The sequence below is a fragment of the Streptomyces sp. NPDC059398 genome, assembly GCF_042751845.1.
Taxonomy (GTDB): Bacteria; Actinomycetota; Actinomycetes; order Streptomycetales; family Streptomycetaceae; genus Streptomyces.
In genome coordinates, this window is record NZ_JBHYWP010000055.1 from 21,599 (window position 1) to 35,992 (window position 14,394).

Genomic DNA, 14,394 nt, shown 5'->3' on the forward strand with positions numbered 1-14,394 from the left:
GATAAATATGCCATGTGTGGGTTGTAATTTTCGGGTGGGGGCGGCGGGCGCCGGGTTGTTCGGCGGGGGGGGGGGGGGGGGGGGGGGGGGGGCGGGGGCGGGGGGCGGGCAGCCGATCGGGCCGCCCTCCCCCGGGTGACGGGCTACTTCGTCGTGTAGAGCTTGGTGATCGCGATACCGGTGGCGCCGGCGTCGTAGATCAGCCCGCCGACCTTGGAGCCGTGCAGCCAGTTACGGATCGGCCAGTAGTCGGGGACACAGGCCGCCAGCTCCATGATCTGGCGGTCGATGGCGCCCCAGGCCTCGTCGGCCTTCTTCTGGTCCGTGATCAGCGCAGCCGCGTCGATGGCCTTGTTGACACTCGGGTTGTTCAGCTGCGGCCAGTTCGACGCGCCGTTGGCGATCACACGGCCGTCGAAGGTCGGCTGGAGGGCGGTGTAGCCGCCCGGCCAGTCGGCGGACCAGCCGGCCGCGAACATGTCGTAGGTGTTGTCGATCTGGGCGATCTGAGTGTAGAAGGTCGTCTTGTCGACCTGCTTGGTGACCGGGGTGAAACCGGCCTTGGTGAGGGCGTTCTTGATCGCCACAGCCTGCTTGACGGCGTTGTCGGACTGCTGGAAGGCGATGACGACCTTCTGGCCCATCTTGCCGGCCTCCTTGAGGAGCGCCTTGGCCTTCTCCGGGTCACCGGTGGGCTTCTTCCGCTTGCCGTAGAGGTCGAAGTCGGTGTGGCCGGGGGTGAGGGGGCTGATGATCGTGGTGGCGATCTCGGAGTTCGAGGTACCACCGCGGATCAGCTGGCACTGCTGCGACGGCCACGCGTAGTTGAGCGCCTGGCGGACCTTGACGTCCTTGATCCGCGTCGTGTTGATGGCGTAGTAGTACGTCGCGGTGTCGAGGTGCGTCAGGACGCGCTTCTTCAGCTGCGGGTCGCCGAGCACCTTCTGGATGCGCTCGGGCGCGATCTCGTTGAACATCGACACGGTGTGCTGGTCGTTGCCCTGGTCGGCGACGTAGCGGTCCGTGGACGCGAGCAGCTGGAAGCCGAACTGCAGCTGCCACTTGTCCGGGTACGCGTTGCGGATCGGGTCCGTCTTCGGGTCCCAGTGCGGGTTGCGCGAGATCGACATCGACTTGCCGGGCTGACGGGCGTCGATCTTGTACGGGCCGCAGGAGAACGGCTTCTTGTCGTAGTCCTCCTTGGTGTCGTGCTTCTTGGGCACCAAGGAGAAGGCGCGCATACCGAGTGTGAAGTTGAAGTCGGTACGGGCCGTGTTCAGGTGGAAGGTGACGGTCTTGCCGCTGATCTCGATCGAGTCGAGGTGCTTGCCGCTGTAGGGGCCCTTGTAGTCCTTGCCGCCGACCAGCCACTGCTGGGGGTAGCGCGGGCCGTACGTGATGAAGGTGGCGAAGAGCCGCTCGAAGGTGTGGCGGACGTCCTCGATCGTGACGTCGGAACCGTCCTCCCACTTGCCTCCGTCCTTCAGCGTGAAGGACCAGGTCTTGCCGCCGTCCTTCATCGTGCCGGCGTCGGTGGCGAGGTCGCCCACGAGGGTGGCGGTGCCGTTGCTCGCGATCTTGTAGCCGACCAGACCGCGCATGAAGAGCGGGGTGATCCAGCCCTCGTAGCTCGACCAGATCTGCGCCGGGTCCAGGTGGTCGCAGTCGAGCTGGTCCATCGTCCAGATGGTGCCGCCCTTGACCGCGCCCGGGACCTCGGGGGCGGGACCGGTGGAGTCGGCCTTGGTGCCGACCAGGATCTTGTCGGCCTTGCCCTTGCTGACGTTCGGGGCGTCCTTGCCGCCACTGCCGGTGTCGCCGCCACCGCCACCGCTGCTGCATGCGCTGAGGACGGTGGAGCTCGCGGCCGCCACTCCGGTGGCTATCAGGAAGTTTCTGCGGGAGAAAGACATGGCGTATTGGTCCTTGGGTTCGGTGGACGAGGCAGGTGCGACAGGCCGGACCGCGGCGGCCGGGCTGTTGGAGCGGAGATTCAGCGCTTCGACTTGGGGTCGAGCGCGTCGCGTACCGAGTCGCCGAGCAGATTGAAGGCGAGCACGAAGATGACCATGGAGACGCCCGGGAAGAGCATGAAGGTGAAGTCGTCCGTGTAGAACGTCGAACCACGCGCGATCATGACTCCCCAGTCCGGGGTCGGGTCGATCATGCCGACGCCGAGGAAGGCAAGACCGGCCTCGGCCGTCACCATGGCGGGCAGCGCAAGAGTGGACTGGATGAGGATCGGCGTCCAGAGGTTCGGAAGCAGTTCCTTGAAGATGATCCGGGCAGGCGATGCGCCGGTCACCTTGGCTGCCTCGACGAACTCCCGCTCACGCAGCGCCAGTACCTGTCCGCGGAGCAGGCGGGCCAGCGAGGCCCAGCCGAAGCCCGCGAGGACCAGGATCAGACTGATGGCGCGGAGCGACGTCGGGATGTCATCGTCCGGACCGACGAAGAGCCCGTAGACCACCGGCATGAAGGCGATGAAGAACAGGGTCGACGGGAAGGACAGCAGGACGTCGATGAGCCGGCCGATGAGGTAGTCCGTCTTGCCGCCCAGATATCCGGCCGTCACGCCGATGACCACCCCGACGACGGTCAGGAGGATCGTGATCGCCGAGGCGATCAGCAGCGAGGTGCGGATTCCGTAGAGCAGGAACGTGAAGACGTCCCGGCCCAGCGACGGCTCCAGGCCGAACCAGAAGTCGCTGCTGATGCCGCCATTGGGCTTGATCGGGTAGGCGAAGCTGTTGAGCAGCCCGGGGGTGTCCTGGCCGTACGTCTCGTACGGGTTCTTCCCGTACAGCTTCGCGATCAGCGGTGCGGCGATGCCGATCACGAAGAAGAACACGACGACGCAGGCGGATATGACGCCTGTCTTGTCGCGCTTGAATCGCCGCCAAGCCAGTTGGCTTGGGCTCCGGGCGTCGGCGCCCTTGTTCGGGCTGTCGGGCTGCCGGGACTCCTCAACGATATCGGTGGCAGTGGTGTCCACCGGAACGAGGGGGGCCGGGGATGGCGTGGTCATCGAACTCCTGTCCCCGTACGGAAAGCGGCATCCTCCGGGCAGGAGGAGCTAAGGGGTTGGAACGGACCCAATCAATCGAGTTGACAACGGTCAATGCGCGTAGCAAGTCCACACCTGTTCTTTAGGTTTTTGACCGTGTCTTGAAGGAAGAAAGACGCGTTCTTGGTGGACGTCGGATTTGGGTAAACCCCAAAGCGTACCTTTTCGGGCACCCGCGTCCGGTCAAAGGTGTGTCCATTTCGTTATGCGGGGCATCCGGGCGTTTCTGGTGACGGATGGACACAGACGGCCGTAGAGAAGGTGCATTGGTGGTGCTATCCACAGATATTGGGGCCTAAGTGGGATTCAGGACCTAGAGGAGGCACTCCATGCGCGGAGCCACACACGCCAAGTGGGCCGCTTGCGCGGTCGCCGTCGCCCTCGCGGCGACCGCCTGCGGCGGCGGAGGAAGCAGTGGCGGAAGTGGCGGGGCGAACGGGGTCCTCAGCTCCTCCTGGGGCGATCCGCAGAACCCCCTGGAGCCGGCGAACACCAACGAGGTCCAGGGCGGCAAGGTCCTCGACATGATCTTCCGGGGCCTCAAGAAGTACGACCCGAAGACCGGCAAGGCCGAGAACATGATGGCCGCCGGCGTCACGACCAAGGACTCGGTGAACTTCAGGATCACCATCAAGAAGGGCTGGACCTTCAGCAACGGTGAGAAGATCACCGCCAAGTCCTTCGTCGACGCCTGGAACTACGGCGCGGATCTGAAGCACAACCAGAAGGACGCGTACTTCTTCGGGTACATCGACGGCTACGACAAGGTCCACCCGGACTCCGGCAGCGCCACGGCCTCCAAGCTCTCCGGGCTGAAGGTCGTCAACGACACCACCTTCACGGTGAAGCTCAACCAGAAGTTCTCCACGTTCCCCGACACCCTCGGGTACCCGGCCTTCGCCCCGCTGCCCACGGCGTTCTACAAGAACCACTCCGCCTGGCTGTCCAAGCCGATCGGCAACGGTCCGTACACCGTGCAGTCGTACACCAAGGGCTCCAAGATGAGCCTGCGCAAGTGGGCCAAGTACCCCGGCCCCGACAAGGCGCAGAACGGCGGCGTCGACCTCAAGGTCTACACGGACAACAACACCGCCTACACCGACCTGACCGCGGGCAACCTCGACCTGGTCGACGACGTGCCCGCCGCGCAGCTCAAGAACGTCAAGGCCGACCTGAACGGGCGCTACATCAACACCCCCGCGGGCATCATCCAGACGCTCGCCTTCCCCTTCTACCGGCCCGACTGGAACACCGCGGGCGCCAAGAAGGTGCGGATCGGGCTCTCGATGGCGATCAACCGCCCGCAGATCACCAAGACGATCTTCCAGAACACCAGGACCCCGGCCACCGACTGGACCTCCCCGGTCCTCGGCGCCGGCGGCGGATACAAGGCCGGGCTCTGCGGCGCCTCCTGCAAGTACAACCCGGCCGAGGCGAAGAAGCTGGTCAAGGAGGGCGGCGGGATCCCCGGCGGCCAGCTGAAGATCTCGTACAACGCGGACACCGGCTCGCACAAGGAGTGGGTCGACGCCATCTGCAACAACATCAACAACAGCCTCGGCAACGACAAGGCCTGTGTCGGCAACCCGATCGGCACCTTTGCCGACTTCCGCAACCAGATCACGGCGAAGAAGATGACGGGCCCGTTCCGGGCGGGCTGGCAGATGGACTACCCGCTCATCCAGAACTTCCTGCAGCCGCTGTACTACACCAACGCCTCGTCCAACGACGGCCACTGGACCAACAAGCAGTTCGACAAGCTCATCAACCAGGCCAACGCGGAGACCGACAAGGCCGCCGCCGTCAAGAAGTTCCAGGACGCCGAAGGGGTGCTCAGGGACAACATGGGCGCCATCCCGCTCTGGTACCAGAACGGCAGCGCCGGCTACTCCGACCGTCTCTCGAACGTCGCCCTGAACCCGTTCAGCGTGCCGGTCTACAACGAGATCAAGGTCCACTGACGCCTGCGGGAGCACGGCCCGGCGCGCCCGGCGCGCCGGGCCGCACACCTTCCCGGAACGACGACCCCCGGAGCCCCTCATGGGACGTTATGTGATCAGGCGTCTGCTGCAGATGATCCCGGTCTTCATCGGTGCGACGCTGCTGATCTTCCTGATGGTGAACGTCATGGGCGACCCCGTCGCGGGACTCTGCGGCGACCGCGCCTGCGACCCGGCCACCGCCGCCCAGCTGCGCAGCGAGTTCGGCCTCGACAAGCCCGTGTGGCAGCAGTACCTGACCTATATGGGGAACGTCTTCACGGGCGACTTCGGGACCGCGTTCAACGGTCAGAAGGTCACCGACCTGATGGGCAGCGCCTTCCCCGTCACCATCCGGCTCACCATCGTCGCCATCATCTTCGAGGTGCTCATCGGTATCTCCTTCGGCGTGGTCACGGGACTCCGGCGCGGCCGTCCGATCGACTCCACCGTCCTGCTGCTCACCCTGATCGTCATCTCCGTGCCGACCTTCGTCACCGGCCTGCTGGCCCAGCTGCTGTTCGGCGTGAAATGGGGACTGATCCAGCCCGCCGTCTCACCGGAGGCCCCCTTCAACGAGCTGATCCTGCCCGGCCTCGTGCTCGCCTCCGTCTCCCTCGCGTACGTCACCCGGCTGACCAGGACCTCGATCGCGGAGAACCGGCGCGCCGACTACGTCAGGACCGCCACGGCCAAAGGGCTCCCGAGACGCCGCATCATCATCCGCCACCTGCTGCGCAACTCGCTGATCCCCGTCGTGACCTTCATCGGGACCGACATCGGGGGCCTGATGGGCGGTGCCATCGTCACCGAGCGCATCTTCAACATCCACGGCGTCGGCTACCAGCTCTACCAGGGCATCGTCCGCCAGAACAGCCAGACCGTCGTCGGCTTCGTCACCGTCCTCGTCATCGTGTTCCTGGTGGCGAACCTCGTCGTCGACCTCCTCTACGCCGTTCTCGACCCGAGGATCCGGTATGCCTGAGCCGCAGAATTCCGACGAAGCCATCTCCGCCGCCGGGGCCGGCGGGGCCACCGACCTCGCCATGGGCGAGGGCGTGACACTGGAGAACCAGCAGGACGGCGGCGGCCCCGGCCCCGACGAGCCGGCCCGCAGTCTCTGGTCCGACGCCTGGCGCGATCTGCGCCGCAACCCGGTCTTCATCATCTCCGCGCTGGTCATTCTCTTCCTGGTGGTGATCTCGATCTGGCCCCAGCTGATCGCCGACCAGAACCCGCTCGCCTGCAACCTGGACAAGGCCCAGGAGGGCCCCCAGCCCGGCCACCCCTTCGGCTTCACCGGACAGGGCTGCGACGTCTACACCCGTACCGTCTACGGCGCCCGGCAGTCCGTGACGGTCGGTGTCTGCGCCACGGTCGGAGTGGCCGTCATCGGCAGCATCCTGGGCGGACTCGCGGGCTTCTACGGCGGGGCGGGCGACGCGGTCCTCTCCCGGATCACCGACATCTTCTTCGGTATCCCGGTGGTGCTCGGCGGTCTGGTGCTGCTGTCCGTGGTCACCAGCAACACCGTCTGGCCGGTGATCGGCTTCATGGTGCTGCTGGGCTGGCCGCAGATCGCGCGTATCGCGCGCGGCTCCGTCATCACCGCCAAACAGAATGACTACGTCCAGGCGGCGCGGGCGCTCGGCGCGTCCAACTCCCGGATGCTGCTGCGCCACATCGCGCCGAACGCGGTCGCGCCCGTGATCGTCGTGGCGACCATCGCCCTCGGTACGTACATCTCGCTGGAGGCGACCCTGTCCTTCCTCGGCGTCGGCCTGAAGCCCCCCACCGTCTCCTGGGGCATCGACATCTCCGCCGCTTCGCCCTACATCCGCAACGCCCCGCACATGCTGCTCTGGCCGGCCGGAGCACTGGCGATCACGGTGCTCGCCTTCATCATGCTCGGCGACGCGGTGCGCGACGCCCTCGACCCCAAGCTGCGCTGAGGAGTCCGGACCATGCTGCTCGAAGTACGCGATCTGCACGTGGAGTTCCACACCCGCGACGGGGTCGCGAAGGCGGTGAACGGCGTCGACTACACAGTGGACTCCGGTGAGACGCTCGCCGTCCTCGGCGAATCGGGCTCGGGCAAGTCGGTGACCGCCCAGGCCATCATGGGCATCCTCGATGTGCCGCCGGGCCGGATCGCGGGCGGCGAGATCCTCTTCCAGGGGCAGGATCTGCTGAAGCTCAAGGCGGAGGAGAGGCGGAAGATCCGCGGCGCCAAGATGGCGATGATCTTCCAGGACGCCCTCTCGTCGCTCAACCCGGTGCTCAGCGTGGGCGAGCAGCTCGGTGAGATGTTCACCGTCCACCGGGGCATGTCCCGCAAGGACGCCAAGGCCAGGGCCATCGAGCTGATGGAGACGGTGCGGATCCCGGCGGCCAGGGAGCGGGTCGGCCAGTACCCGCACCAGTTCTCCGGCGGGATGCGCCAGCGCATCATGATCGCCATGGCGCTGGCCCTGGAACCGGACCTGATCATCGCCGACGAGCCGACCACCGCCCTCGATGTGACCGTCCAGGCCCAGGTGATGGACCTGCTCGCGGAGCTCCAGCGGGAGTTCAACATGGGGCTGATCCTCATCACCCACGACCTGGGCGTGGTGGCGGACGTCGCGGACAAGATCGCGGTGATGTACGCGGGCCGGATCGTCGAGACCTCACCGGTCCACCAGATCTACCGGGCCCCCGCCCACCCGTACACCAAGGGCCTCCTCGAATCGATCCCGCGCGTCGACCAGAAGGGCCAGGAGCTGTACGCGATCAAGGGGCTGCCCCCGAACCTGCTGCACATCCCGCCCGGCTGCGCCTTCAACCCCCGCTGCCCGCTGGCTCAGGAGGTGTGCCGCACCGACGTGCCGCCGCTGTACGAAGTGTCCCCGGAGCGCCGGAGCGCCTGCCACTTCTGGAAGGAGACGCTCAATGCACGCTGACCGCTCGCGGCGCCACGCGGCACAGGACGAGGCGGGCGCGGAGGCCGAGGCCCGGCGCGACCTGATGGAGAAGTCGCACGCGGAGGTCGCCTTCCACGAGAAGGAGCCCGTCCTCGAAGTCCGCGACCTGGTCAAGCACTACCCGCTCACCCAGGGAATCCTGTTCAGGAAGCAGGTCGGCGCCGTCAAGGCCGTCGACGGGGTGTCGTTCGCGCTCCGCCAGGGCGAGACGCTCGGCATCGTGGGCGAGTCCGGCTGCGGCAAGTCGACCGTGGCCAGGATGCTGGTCAATCTGGAGGCGCCCACGGCCGGCACGATCCGGTACAAGGGCGAGGACATCACCAGAATGTCCGGCCGCGCGCTCAAGGCCGTACGCCGCAACATCCAGATGGTCTTCCAGGACCCGTACACCTCGCTCAACCCCCGGATGACGGTCGGCGACATCATCGGGGAGCCGTACGAGATCCACCCCGAGGTGGCGCCCCGGGGCAGCCGCCGCCGGAAGGTCCAGGACCTGCTCGACGTCGTCGGGCTCAACCCGGAGTACATCAACCGCTATCCGCACCAGTTCTCCGGCGGCCAGCGCCAGCGCATCGGTATCGCGCGCGGCCTCGCGCTCAACCCCGAGATCATCGTGGCCGACGAACCGGTCTCCGCGCTCGACGTGTCCGTACAGGCCCAGGTCATCAACCTGCTGGGGCGGCTCCAGCAGGAGTTCGGCCTGGCGTACGTGTTCATCGCGCACGACCTGTCGATCGTCCGGCACATCTCGAACCGGGTGGGGGTGATGTACCTCGGTCGGATCGTCGAGGTCGGCTCGGACGCGGAGATCTACGAGCACCCCACCCACCCGTACACCCAGGCGCTGCTCTCCGCCGTGCCGGTGCCGGACCCGGAGGCGCGGGACCGGCGCGAGCGGATCATCCTGGCGGGCGACGTGCCCTCACCCGCCAACCCGCCGTCCGGCTGCCGCTTCCGCACCCGCTGCTGGAAGGCGCAGGAGCGGTGCGCGCGTGAGGTGCCTGCGCTGGCGGTGCCCGAGCTGTTCCGGGACGCGGAGGGTCCGGTGCACCACGACTCGGCCTGCCACTTCGCCGAGGAGAAGCAGGTCGTACCGGACACCGGGCCGGACGAGGGCCCGGGAGGGCCTGCGGACGGCGGCGCGGGGCCCTTCGGCGGTGGACCGTCCGGCGGTACCCCCTCGGGTGGGGCACCTTCCGGTGGTACGCCCGGGGGCCCGCCGCCCGGTGGTACGTCCGGGCCCGCCGGTGCGACGCCTGCCTGAACCCGGGGCGCGGGCGAGGCTTCGCCGGCCGCCTACTACTCCAGCCGTAGACCGTAACTGCGCTGGTGATGCCTCATGCTCTCCTCGGCTTGCGGGGCTTGGTCCAGCTGCCGTGGGGCCGGTTTCGTTCCTGGGCCAGCAACGCCGAGTCGAACTGGGCCTTGCTTGTCACTGCTCGCGGTTCGGGTTCGAGCACGGCCGCAGTCGATCGCCAGGGGACAGCCGCGCCCCAGCCGACGAGAGGCATGGTCTCGTTGTAGTGGGGCGCGAACTGCGCGGTGATGAGGGTCGGCATCTGATAGTTCAAGCCACGCACATGCTCGATGAACGCCTCGGATAGCACGACATGGTGCGTTTCAACGTAGTGCGGGAAATCCTGGCGCCAGAGCCAGGATTTCCGTCGGTGACCAGCGATGAGCAGCCCAGGGAATGCCGGTGCGCGCTCCCGGTGATGATGGGTCGGATCGCGGGCCGGTCCGCACGGGTCGAACCCCGCCGCCAGATAAGGAAGTTGATGCTCTGTCTGTTCTCGGACCTGCTGCGCAGGACTCGCCTCAGCTGAGTTGGCTGGACGGGGACTCTGGTGGCGATGAGGCCAAGGGGGACTCCTCGTCGTCCGCTGGAGGTCGCATCTCGGACCTCTTGAAACGGTGCCACGCGTCGCGTGCTTTCCCGGCGGAGTCGATCACGTCCGGGACCTGGTCGAGCAGCCCTTTTAGTGCAAAGAGCAGCACGGAAGCCACGCCAGCGATGGCGAGAATGACGATGATGGCGTTGCCGTCCACCGATCCTGACCTTCCCTGTCATGAGTCGGATCGGGTGCGCAGGCAGCCTCGATCCGAACCCTTCGGTTCGGACCGAGACACCCGCGCTGATGCGGCGCGCAAATGTTCTCGGGTTGGACCGCTTTCCAGGTCCAGGTGTTGCAAGGCGTGCGGTGTTGCTCTACCCATCAACCCCGGGAGCTTGACTCACATCGTCGAGCGTGGTGGTCCAAGAACCACCGAACCCAGTCACTTAGGTTGACGTTGTCCTGCCCTCCCGTTTCACCGGGGCGCACAGGTGCGCGGAGCTTTTCGACTCACTGTTTTCGATGGTACCGCAAGGCACACAACAGCGCCCTGCCGTAGAGAAGTTGATGGCAGGGCGCTGATGTTCGGTCTGGTTACTCCTCCACCGCCTTGACCCGCTCCAACGGCACATCCCACTCAAGGCCGCCACCCTCGGGCACCATGAACGCCTGTCGGCTGACCACCGTCTGTGTCTTCTTGGTGCGTTCCACAAGCACGCCCATCAGCAGGCCCGTGCGTTGAGAGATCGTGTCCTCGACGAGGGTGCCGCGCGGGTAGGGCAACGTGCCGTGGCTGACGGTCGTTTTTGGCTTCTCGTGTCCGGTCACTTCCGACCCTCTCTCCGCAACGCGTCAGCCAGGCGCGCGGCCACATCGGCGCGAACCCGCCCCAGCTCCACGAGCCGCAGGGCCGGGGACGCGGCGTCAACCGCAAGTGAGGGGAGGACGATCCCGACCCCGGCCAGTGCCGCTCTCAGGGACTCCATCGCCGTGAACGGGTCGATGCCCTGCTGTTCTTTGGTCGCCATGAACAGGACGCTAGAAGTGACGAGTTGCCCGGCGGTACGCTGTTTTCTCAAATTTGCTCGCCACTCGTCCGAGGTTGCTGATGTTTTCTCCTGCACCCTGCCTGACCCCGTAGAACGGAACCGACGGCCCGGTCATGCTGTGAGATCAAGACCCCCTCGAAGGGAGAGCGTCATGGCTCGTCAGTTGCGCTTCATCGGCACAGACAGCAAGGTCGATGGTTGCCCCGCCCTGCACACGGACGAAGGAACCGGCGAGATCATCGTGCAAGGCACCCCCGTCACTGACCCCGAAGACCTCGCAAACCTGCAGCATTTCGGGCCGGACGATGCGGCAGTGGCCGTACCGCGCGAACTACTCGTGAACTGGGGGCCGAAGGAAATTGAGCCGGTGCCGGACCTCGTGGATCGGGCCACCTTCCGCCGCCTCTTCGAGACCTTCAAGTACACCGCTTGGCGTCTGGAGACTCGACGCGGATACGCCTCGGACCGTGAGGACCCCGACTTTCAGGCGTTCTTGGCCACCGGGTTCGCGCCCTGCGACCCCAACGAGCCCTGGTTTGTCAACATCAAGGCCCAGAGCGAGGCAGGCAAGACGGTCGGCCGGGTGCGCGTAGCCGACGACCCGATGACGACCGAGCAGCGGTTCTTGCTCGACTACGCCCGGCACAACGCGGCGGTCGGCGAGGACATCCGGTACCTGTGGCGCGAGGACGCGGCCGAGCTGCCCGCCGAAGACTTCTGGATCTTCGATTCGCGGATCGTCGCCCTGCTGCACTTCGACGACGCCGACAACATCACCGACATTGAGCTGATCACCGAACCGGCTGAGGTTGTGCGGTACGCCACGGTGCGTGACGCGGCGATGCACCACGCCGTGCCGTTCGACCAGTTCGCCGCGACCGAATGACGCGTAACCGGTGAGCACTGACTACCAGCAAGCCAGGACGGCCCTGGGGGCGCGACTGCGCGAACTCCGGTTCACCTGCCCTGGTGGTCGTCTTACCGGTCAGCAGCTTGCCCAGCGGCTTGGCTGGCAGGGCTCCAAGGTCAGCAAGCTGGAGAACGCCAAGCAGACAGCCACTCCCGAGGATCTGAGGTCATGGGCCGACGCGACCGAGCAGCCGGGCGTGTACCCCGAGCTTGCCGCCCGGCTGGCGGGGTTCGAGTCCCACATCAGGTCATGGCGTCGCGCGCTGGCGAACGGCTTCAAGCCGCTGCACGAGGGGCTGAGCGCCGAGATCGACCGCACCTCGGAAATGTGGCTCTGGGAAGAGTCAGTGATCCCTGGTCTGTTGCAGACCCCCGAGTACGCGCGCCACGTCATCCAGCGGTATGCCGACCTGTTGGGTGGAGCCAGCGACATCGAGTCCGCTGTGCGCTCCCGGGTGCAGAGGCAGGAGTGGCTGTACCGGCCCGGCTGCAAGCTGCACGTCCTGGCGTGGGAAGCGGCGTTGCGGTCGCTGGTCTGTCCGCCCTCCGTGCTGGCCGCCCAGCTCGACCGCCTTTCCGGGATGCTCGGTATGGACACTGTGGAGCTGGGCGTTATCCCGTTCACGGCCTCCGTCAAGATCGTGCCCGCTAACGGCTTCTGGCTCCTCGATGACCGCCTGGTGGTCGCGGAGGACTGGCACGCCGAGATGTGGTTGGACGACGCCGACAACATCGCCTTGTACTCGAAGGTCTGGCGGACCCTGCATGAGTCGGCCGTGTATGCGTCTGACGCCCACAACGTCATCAACTCCGCCCGCCGTGCACTGAACTCGCATTGACGGATCGCCTGGGCCGAGGCCAGAGAAGACGTCTCCGGGGCCCGTGCTGGCAGGTACGGCCCGCGGTCGCCCCGCGTGGGGGCTCCAGGCCCGGGGAGACCCCACGGTAGGCCGCCGCTGGGCATCCCCGTACCCGCAGGCCCGGCCCGGGGGAGGGCCGGGACGGATCACACCGCGCTAGACGCTCTCCACGCCGGGCGCGTCCGGGCCGCCCGGGTCCGTCTCCAGTTCCCGCAGTGCCGGGTCGAGGATGATCTCCGACTCGCGTTCCGTCGTGGGGGCCTCGGGGAAGTGGCAGGCCGTCAGGTGCCCGTCCCGGTTGCCGTCGACCCGTACCAGCGGGGGCTCCTCGGCCGCGCACTTGTCCTGCGCCTTCCAGCAGCGGGTACGGAAGCGGCAGCCGGAGGGCGGCGAGATCGGGGACGGTACGTCGCCCGCGAGCCGGATGCGTTCATGGACGGCGCGGTCCTCGTCGCTGATGAGCGCGGGCTCCGGGACCGCCGAGAGCAGCGCGTGGGTGTACGGATGGCGGGGCTGCTGGTAGATGGAGTCCCGGTCGCCCACCTCGACGATCTTTCCGAGGTACATGACGGCGACCCGGTCCGAGAAGTGCCGGACGACCGCCAGGTCGTGGGCGATGAACAGGAAGGCGATGTCCAGCTCGCGCTGGAGTTCCTGGAGGAGGTTGACGACCTGGGCCTGGATGGAGACGTCGAGTGCGGAGACCGGCTCGTCGGCCACGATGAGTTTCGGCTCCAGGGCGAGGGCGCGGGCGACGCCGATGCGCTGGCGCTGGCCGCCGGAGAACTCGTGCGGGAAGCGGTTGTAGTGCTCCGGGTTGAGGCCGACGATCTCCAGGAGTTCGCGGATCCGGTGCTCGCGGCCGCCCTTGGGGTTGATGCCGTTGATCTCCATCGGGCCGCCGATGATCTTGCCGACCGTCTGGCGGGGGTTGAGCGACGAGTAGGGGTCCTGGAAGATCATCTGGATCTCGGGGCGTACCGGCGCCAGCTGACGGCGGCCCGCGCGGGTGATGTCCTGGCCCCGGTAGACGAGCCGGCCGGAGGTCGGTTCGAGCAGCCGGGTCAGCACCCGCCCGGTGGTGGACTTGCCGCACCCCGACTCGCCCACCAGGCCGAAGCTCTCGCCGGTGTGCAGGGTGAGGTCGATGCCGTCGACGGCCTGGACCGCGCCGATCCTGCGCTTGAAGGGAAAGCCGCCCATGATGGGGAAGTGCTTGGTCAGCCCCTCGGCGGAGAGCAGTACCTCACCCTGGCGGGGCGCCTTGTCGCGGGGAGCGGGAATGGTGGCCTCGTGCGCCATGTCGTATCGCTTCCTCGGTGTGGTGTCCTGACCCCGGCCGGTGGGCCCGGTCGTGGCTTGATCCATCAACTCCCTTGCCAGCGGTGCGGGATGGGCTCTTCCGTGCTCGTCCGTGCTCTGCCCGTGCTTCTGCCCCGCTGTTGGAACCATCGCAGCTGAGCGAGCGTGGCCCGGTGCGAGGACGCGAGTCAAGGGTCCGAACCGCCGGAGTTCTTCGGCGGAGTGCTTTAACAGAGCGGCAATCCTGCTGTGGCGGAGCCGATATACGGGACCGGCAGAGTGGGGGGCTACGGGGCCGTGCGGGTGCCGTGGAGGGGGGGGGGGGGGGTGGGGGCCCCCCCCCGCCCGCCCGGCGCCCCCCGGCGCGGCCGCGCCGCGCGCGCCGGCGCGGGGGGGGGGGCGCGCGCGGCCACCGTACGCCGGAGCGCAC

At 67.2% G+C, this 14,394-nt stretch carries 14 protein-coding genes; 7 read left to right on the plus strand and 7 right to left on the minus strand.

What is annotated here, in order from left to right; genetic code table 11:
* Positions 1-143: 143 nt before the first annotated feature.
* Together ACFXBC_RS20260 and ACFXBC_RS20265 are read right to left on the minus strand one after the other, a co-directional pair.
* A complete protein-coding gene (locus ACFXBC_RS20260) occupies positions 144-1,913 on the minus strand; it encodes an ABC transporter substrate-binding protein (protein ID WP_385025895.1) in 1,770 nt (589 codons plus the stop codon).
* Between the two features lie 80 nt (positions 1,914-1,993).
* Positions 1,994-3,028: an ABC transporter permease gene (locus ACFXBC_RS20265; RefSeq protein ID WP_385025898.1), complete on the minus strand. Its 1,035-nt coding sequence runs from the start codon at positions 3,026-3,028 to the stop codon at positions 1,994-1,996.
* 368 nt (positions 3,029-3,396) lie between these two features.
* On the opposite strand from ACFXBC_RS20265, the gene ACFXBC_RS20270 reads away from it, so the two are divergent.
* The 5 genes from ACFXBC_RS20270 to ACFXBC_RS20290 all read left to right on the plus strand — a co-directional run bounded on the left by ACFXBC_RS20270 (position 3,397) and on the right by ACFXBC_RS20290 (position 9,273).
* Positions 3,397-5,028 carry an ABC transporter substrate-binding protein gene (locus tag ACFXBC_RS20270; protein ID WP_385025901.1) on the plus strand — a complete coding sequence of 544 codons (1,632 nt, stop codon included), beginning with the start codon at positions 3,397-3,399 and terminating at the stop codon, positions 5,026-5,028.
* Positions 5,029-5,107: 79 nt separating this feature from the next.
* On the plus strand, positions 5,108-6,031 hold the full coding sequence (locus ACFXBC_RS20275; protein ID WP_385025904.1) for an ABC transporter permease: 924 nt from the start codon (positions 5,108-5,110) through the stop codon (positions 6,029-6,031).
* Complete coding sequence (locus tag ACFXBC_RS20280; protein ID WP_385025907.1) at positions 6,024-6,998, plus strand: ABC transporter permease; 975 nt, start codon at positions 6,024-6,026, stop codon at positions 6,996-6,998. Before ACFXBC_RS20275 ends, ACFXBC_RS20280 begins: the two co-directional genes overlap by 8 nt.
* A 12-nt stretch (positions 6,999-7,010) precedes the next feature.
* Positions 7,011-7,988, plus strand: coding sequence for an ABC transporter ATP-binding protein (locus ACFXBC_RS20285; RefSeq protein ID WP_385025910.1), 978 nt, complete (start codon positions 7,011-7,013; stop codon positions 7,986-7,988).
* Positions 7,978-9,273 carry an ABC transporter ATP-binding protein gene (locus tag ACFXBC_RS20290; RefSeq protein WP_385025913.1) on the plus strand — a complete coding sequence of 432 codons (1,296 nt, stop codon included), beginning with the start codon at positions 7,978-7,980 and terminating at the stop codon, positions 9,271-9,273. The genes ACFXBC_RS20285 and ACFXBC_RS20290 overlap by 11 nt, the downstream gene beginning before the upstream one ends.
* A 73-nt stretch (positions 9,274-9,346) precedes the next feature.
* Here ACFXBC_RS20290 and ACFXBC_RS20295 read toward each other — a convergent pair whose 3' ends face one another.
* From ACFXBC_RS20295 to ACFXBC_RS20310, 4 genes are all read right to left on the minus strand, one after another.
* Complete coding sequence (locus ACFXBC_RS20295) at positions 9,347-9,580, minus strand: hypothetical protein (protein ID WP_385025916.1); 234 nt, start codon at positions 9,578-9,580, stop codon at positions 9,347-9,349.
* 247 nt (positions 9,581-9,827) lie between these two features.
* Positions 9,828-10,058: a hypothetical protein gene (locus ACFXBC_RS20300; protein WP_385025919.1), complete on the minus strand. Its 231-nt coding sequence runs from the start codon at positions 10,056-10,058 to the stop codon at positions 9,828-9,830.
* A gap of 380 nt (positions 10,059-10,438) precedes the next feature.
* A complete protein-coding gene (locus tag ACFXBC_RS20305) occupies positions 10,439-10,672 on the minus strand; it encodes a hypothetical protein (RefSeq protein WP_385025922.1) in 234 nt (77 codons plus the stop codon).
* Entirely contained in the window at positions 10,669-10,872 is a 204-nt protein-coding gene (locus ACFXBC_RS20310; RefSeq protein ID WP_385025925.1) for a hypothetical protein, read from the minus strand. The genes ACFXBC_RS20305 and ACFXBC_RS20310 overlap by 4 nt, the downstream gene beginning before the upstream one ends.
* 172 nt (positions 10,873-11,044) lie before the next feature.
* Between ACFXBC_RS20310 and ACFXBC_RS20315 the strand changes: the two genes are divergently transcribed.
* Entirely contained in the window at positions 11,045-11,779 is a 735-nt protein-coding gene (locus ACFXBC_RS20315; RefSeq protein WP_385025928.1) for a DUF6879 family protein, read from the plus strand.
* A 10-nt stretch (positions 11,780-11,789) separates the two neighbouring features.
* On the plus strand, positions 11,790-12,641 hold the full coding sequence (locus tag ACFXBC_RS20320; RefSeq protein WP_385025931.1) for a helix-turn-helix domain-containing protein: 852 nt from the start codon (positions 11,790-11,792) through the stop codon (positions 12,639-12,641).
* Positions 12,642-12,818: 177 nt separating this feature from the next.
* On the opposite strand, the gene ACFXBC_RS20325 is transcribed toward ACFXBC_RS20320, so the two are convergent.
* Positions 12,819-13,964, minus strand: a complete 1,146-nt coding sequence (locus tag ACFXBC_RS20325; protein WP_385025977.1) for an ABC transporter ATP-binding protein — start codon at positions 13,962-13,964, stop codon at positions 12,819-12,821.
* Between the last annotated feature and the right edge of the window lie 430 nt (positions 13,965-14,394).

What these genes read in the sequence shown, in the direction of transcription:
- ACFXBC_RS20310 (WP_385025925.1), bottom strand. Translation starts at nt 10,872, where the DNA reads ATGGCGACCAAAGAACAGCAGGGCATCGACCCGTTCACGGCGATGGAG.
- ACFXBC_RS20325 (WP_385025977.1), bottom strand. Translation starts at nt 13,964, where the DNA reads ATGGCGCACGAGGCCACCATTCCCGCTCCCCGCGACAAGGCGCCCCGC.
- ACFXBC_RS20280 (WP_385025907.1), top strand. Translation starts at nt 6,024, where the DNA reads ATGCCTGAGCCGCAGAATTCCGACGAAGCCATCTCCGCCGCCGGGGCC.
- ACFXBC_RS20275 (WP_385025904.1), top strand. Translation starts at nt 5,108, where the DNA reads ATGGGACGTTATGTGATCAGGCGTCTGCTGCAGATGATCCCGGTCTTC.
- ACFXBC_RS20270 (WP_385025901.1), top strand. Translation starts at nt 3,397, where the DNA reads ATGCGCGGAGCCACACACGCCAAGTGGGCCGCTTGCGCGGTCGCCGTC.
- ACFXBC_RS20315 (WP_385025928.1), top strand. Translation starts at nt 11,045, where the DNA reads ATGGCTCGTCAGTTGCGCTTCATCGGCACAGACAGCAAGGTCGATGGT.
- ACFXBC_RS20285 (WP_385025910.1), top strand. Translation starts at nt 7,011, where the DNA reads ATGCTGCTCGAAGTACGCGATCTGCACGTGGAGTTCCACACCCGCGAC.
- ACFXBC_RS20265 (WP_385025898.1), bottom strand. Translation starts at nt 3,028, where the DNA reads ATGACCACGCCATCCCCGGCCCCCCTCGTTCCGGTGGACACCACTGCC.
- ACFXBC_RS20260 (WP_385025895.1), bottom strand. Translation starts at nt 1,913, where the DNA reads ATGTCTTTCTCCCGCAGAAACTTCCTGATAGCCACCGGAGTGGCGGCC.
- ACFXBC_RS20290 (WP_385025913.1), top strand. Translation starts at nt 7,978, where the DNA reads ATGCACGCTGACCGCTCGCGGCGCCACGCGGCACAGGACGAGGCGGGC.